Source organism: Tateyamaria pelophila (assembly GCF_019966495.1).
Taxonomy (GTDB): Bacteria; Pseudomonadota; Alphaproteobacteria; order Rhodobacterales; family Rhodobacteraceae; genus Tateyamaria; species Tateyamaria pelophila.
Genome location: NZ_JAIMIA010000241.1, coordinates 1 through 3,387 on the forward strand (window position 1 = coordinate 1; position 3,387 = coordinate 3,387).

Genomic DNA, 3,387 nt, shown 5'->3' on the forward strand with positions numbered 1-3,387 from the left:
GCCGCCGAACAAGCAAAGGGGCCTGGGCGCCCAGCTCAAAGAGCGACACCGGCTAACATCCAAGCTGATTGACGCGCCGCGACAATCAAAAACACAAAACCCTTGATCGCGATAGAAAACGACGGCATCGTCTCAAGTGTCGCGACCAAGGATTCTCATCCTGATTGACGCGCTCCTCGCATCCAGATTGTCGCGCTACAAGGGGGCGTTATGAAAAAACGAGGTAGCATCATACTTCCGACTGGCGAAGTCCCAGGGCCTGCGCCCAAGACGCGGAACGTGCCTTTGCCTTGGCAATCGCCAAAGGTCGCCCTGGAAGACAAGGATGCCCCTGTAAGGGTCGCGGCGATCCTGAAGAGCAAAGGGTACGTGCAAGCCGACCAAGACGTTGCCTTTCTCAGCTCCGATGAAATGCGCGGTGTCCGTTTGCAGCTTGATTTCATGAAGGCTGAACACGGGCTCACGGATCATGAGGTCAAGCATACAATAGTTGTTTTTGGCGGCACCCGTATTCCCGAACCCGCTGCTGCGCACGTGCGGTTGGAACAGGCACGAAGCAAATTGGACGCTCGTCCCAAAGACATGTCTTTGATGAGGATAGTTTCGATTGCAGAACGTGTTCTCAAGCTAAGCCGGTACTATGCGATCGCACAGGAATTCGGCGACGCTATCGGTCGCATGAAAGAGGTCCGTGACGGCGGAAGGATTGCCCTGATGACGGGGGGTGGGCCGGGCATGATGGAAGCTGCGAACCGTGGTGCATACCATGCTGGGGCGAAGTCAATTGGTCTAAACATAACATTGCCACATGAGCAGTATCCTAATCCATATCTGACACCGGGTCTCTGTTTCCGGTTTCATTACTTCGCGTTGCGGAAAATGCACTTTCTGAACCGCGCGCGCGCGCTTGTGGCTTTTCCCGGGGGATATGGCACCATGGATGAGGTCTTTGAAACTCTTACGCTGGTGCAGACCCGCAAGATCGCGCCTTTGCCGATTATTTTGGTTGGGCGCGAGTTCTGGTCGCGGGCCGTCGACATTCCGTATCTCGTTGAAGAAGGGGTCATCGATCCCGAGGACGAAGACCTGTTTTGTTTCGCTGAAACTTCTGACGATATTCTGAAGATCATTTCTGACTGGTACACCAAAGCTGGCGAGCCATTCCTTGAGATATCAACAAACCAATAATTGAAAGCCAGGACCTCACAAACCAGATTGGAGCCAAACTTATGAAACTTTCATTCCATGGTGCCGCCAAGAATGTAACTGGCTCTTGCCATCTGCTTGAAGCAGGGGGATTGCGGATTCTGATCGATTGCGGAATGTTTCAAGGCGCGAGACACGCGGATGAAGAAAATGCAGGTGATTTCGGGTTCAAAGCTTCAGAGATTGACTACCTGCTCCTGACCCACGCGCACCTGGATCATTGCGGCAGGATTCCCTTGCTGGTCAAACGCGGTTTTACTGGAGAGATTATCACCACTGCTGCCACCCGTGACTTGGCCAAACTTATCATGATGGATTCAGCACATATCCAGGAAGAGGACGCCGCGCGGGCCTCCCGACGTAGGCGGCGCGGTGGGCATGGAGATATCCAGTCGCTCTACAATCAGATTAATGTGCTGGCGGCTCTGGATTACTTCGGCCGAAATGCCCGCTATGACGAAGATATTGCTCTAAATGACGCCGTGACTGTTCGTTTTATAAACGCCGGGCATATTTTAGGCTCCGCCTCTGTCGTTGTTGAAGCGGTCGAAAAGGGAACCACACGTCGGATTGTCTTTTCAGGTGACCTTGGCAGCCCGGGTCACGCGATTCTGTCAAATGCAACGCCACCGCCAGAGTGCGACTACCTCGTGATGGAGACAACCTACGGTGACAGGATGCACAAGGATCTTGATGCTTCAGTTATCGAGTTTGTGGAGGCGATCAGCAAGACCATTTCCAGAGGCGGAAATGTGGTGATCCCCACCTTCGCCATGGAGCGGACGCAAGAAATCCTGTTCCACTTGAACAAAGCGATAGAAAGCAGCGAACTGTCCAGATCGCTTGCTATCTTTTTGGACAGTCCCATGGCGGTGTCCGCGACAGAGATATTCCGTCGGCATGCTGACGGGTTCAGTGACGAAGTTCGGGATGAAATGCTTGCCGGGAAAGCGCCATTTAACCCGCAGGGTCTGCGCTTTACCCGCCAGACGGCCGATTCCATGGCGATCAATCGCATAAAGGGTGGTGCGGTGATTATGGCAGGGTCCGGAATGTGTACGGGCGGGCGGGTGCGCCACCATTTGAAACACAATATCTGGCGCCCGGACTGCAGTGTGGTATTTGTAGGATTTGCTGCACAGGGTACACTGGCACGCAAGATCGTTGACGGGGCAAAGCATATCCGAATTTCCGGAGAGGACATTCAGGTAAAAGCAGACATCTACACCATCAATGGTTTTTCTGCGCATGCCGACCAACGGGAGCTGCTCTATTGGGCGTCTAAGGCAGGCAAGCCCAAGACAATTTTTCTGGTCCATGGAGACTATGATAAAGGCATGTCCTGTATGCAGAATGAGTTGGAGAAAAAAGGCCTAACAGTCCAATGCCCAACGTTGCATTCCGCAGTTGATCTCAAATAACACAACATGGGGAAAGACGGCGGTGTCCGCCGAGCAGGCCTTAGTGCTTTCAACAAATCAAAGGCTAATGCGGCCACCTTGACACGATCCTCAGCGCCTAGTTCGTCGGGGTCACCTTAACGGTTCACGGCTGCGATCCGTCATCCACAATAAGACCACGACAGCAAGAAGTGCCGCCGAAATCATCAGGATGGCGGGTATCATATCAGCGCCTGTGTATGAGATCAGCCAGGTTGTCAGCGCCGGGGTCGCGCCGCCGAGGACGCCGATGCCAAGGTTGAAGGAAACGGAGTAACCCGTCAGTCGGTCGCTGCTGGGAAACTGTTCGACAAACATCGATGGTGCAGAGCCAAGCGGTACAGCAAGAAGCCCAAATAGTATGGCCTGGCCGACGATGACGGCGATCAAACTGCCGCTCGGCGCGAACATCAATCCATAACAAGGTTTTCCTGGACGGCGTGCGTTCAACTTTGACTGGCGACCCCAGTTGGCGAGGCACTCATTTTGGCGAGCATCCGACGTGCGGCTTACGGGCCATGGGCAGGGTTCTATGCCGGTTGGGCGATGTCGCAGGCCTTCCACCGTGAGCGGCTCTACGAGGCTGTGGGGTTTTCGTCTTTGGAAGACTTCATTCTGCGGTATTGGGAGGCGAACTTCCAGCGTAGGGACGCGCATGATCTGCTTGGGTTGGGGCACGGTTTTCTGAGACAGTTCATAGCGCTATTTTTCGATCAAAGGAGAATAGATTATGGACGACAAG

The 3,387-nt window shown here is 53.9% G+C and carries 3 protein-coding genes and 1 pseudogene; 3 read left to right on the plus strand and 1 reads right to left on the minus strand.

Annotation, left to right across the window (positions count from 1 at the left end):
* Positions 1-210 precede the first annotated feature (210 nt).
* Positions 211-1,188, plus strand: coding sequence for an LOG family protein (locus tag LC354_RS27050; RefSeq protein ID WP_223429040.1), 978 nt, complete (start codon positions 211-213; stop codon positions 1,186-1,188).
* Positions 1,189-1,229: 41 nt separating this feature from the next.
* A complete protein-coding gene (locus LC354_RS27055) occupies positions 1,230-2,627 on the plus strand; it encodes an MBL fold metallo-hydrolase RNA specificity domain-containing protein (RefSeq protein WP_223429041.1) in 1,398 nt (465 codons plus the stop codon).
* Positions 2,628-2,738: 111 nt separating this feature from the next.
* Here LC354_RS27055 and LC354_RS27060 read toward each other — a convergent pair whose 3' ends face one another.
* Positions 2,739-3,035, minus strand: coding sequence for an MFS transporter (locus LC354_RS27060; protein ID WP_223429042.1), 297 nt, complete (start codon positions 3,033-3,035; stop codon positions 2,739-2,741).
* Positions 3,036-3,131: 96 nt separating this feature from the next.
* On the opposite strand from LC354_RS27060, the pseudogene LC354_RS27065 reads away from it, so the two are divergent.
* Positions 3,132-3,387: pseudogene (locus LC354_RS27065) on the plus strand (hypothetical protein); the annotation flags it as partial.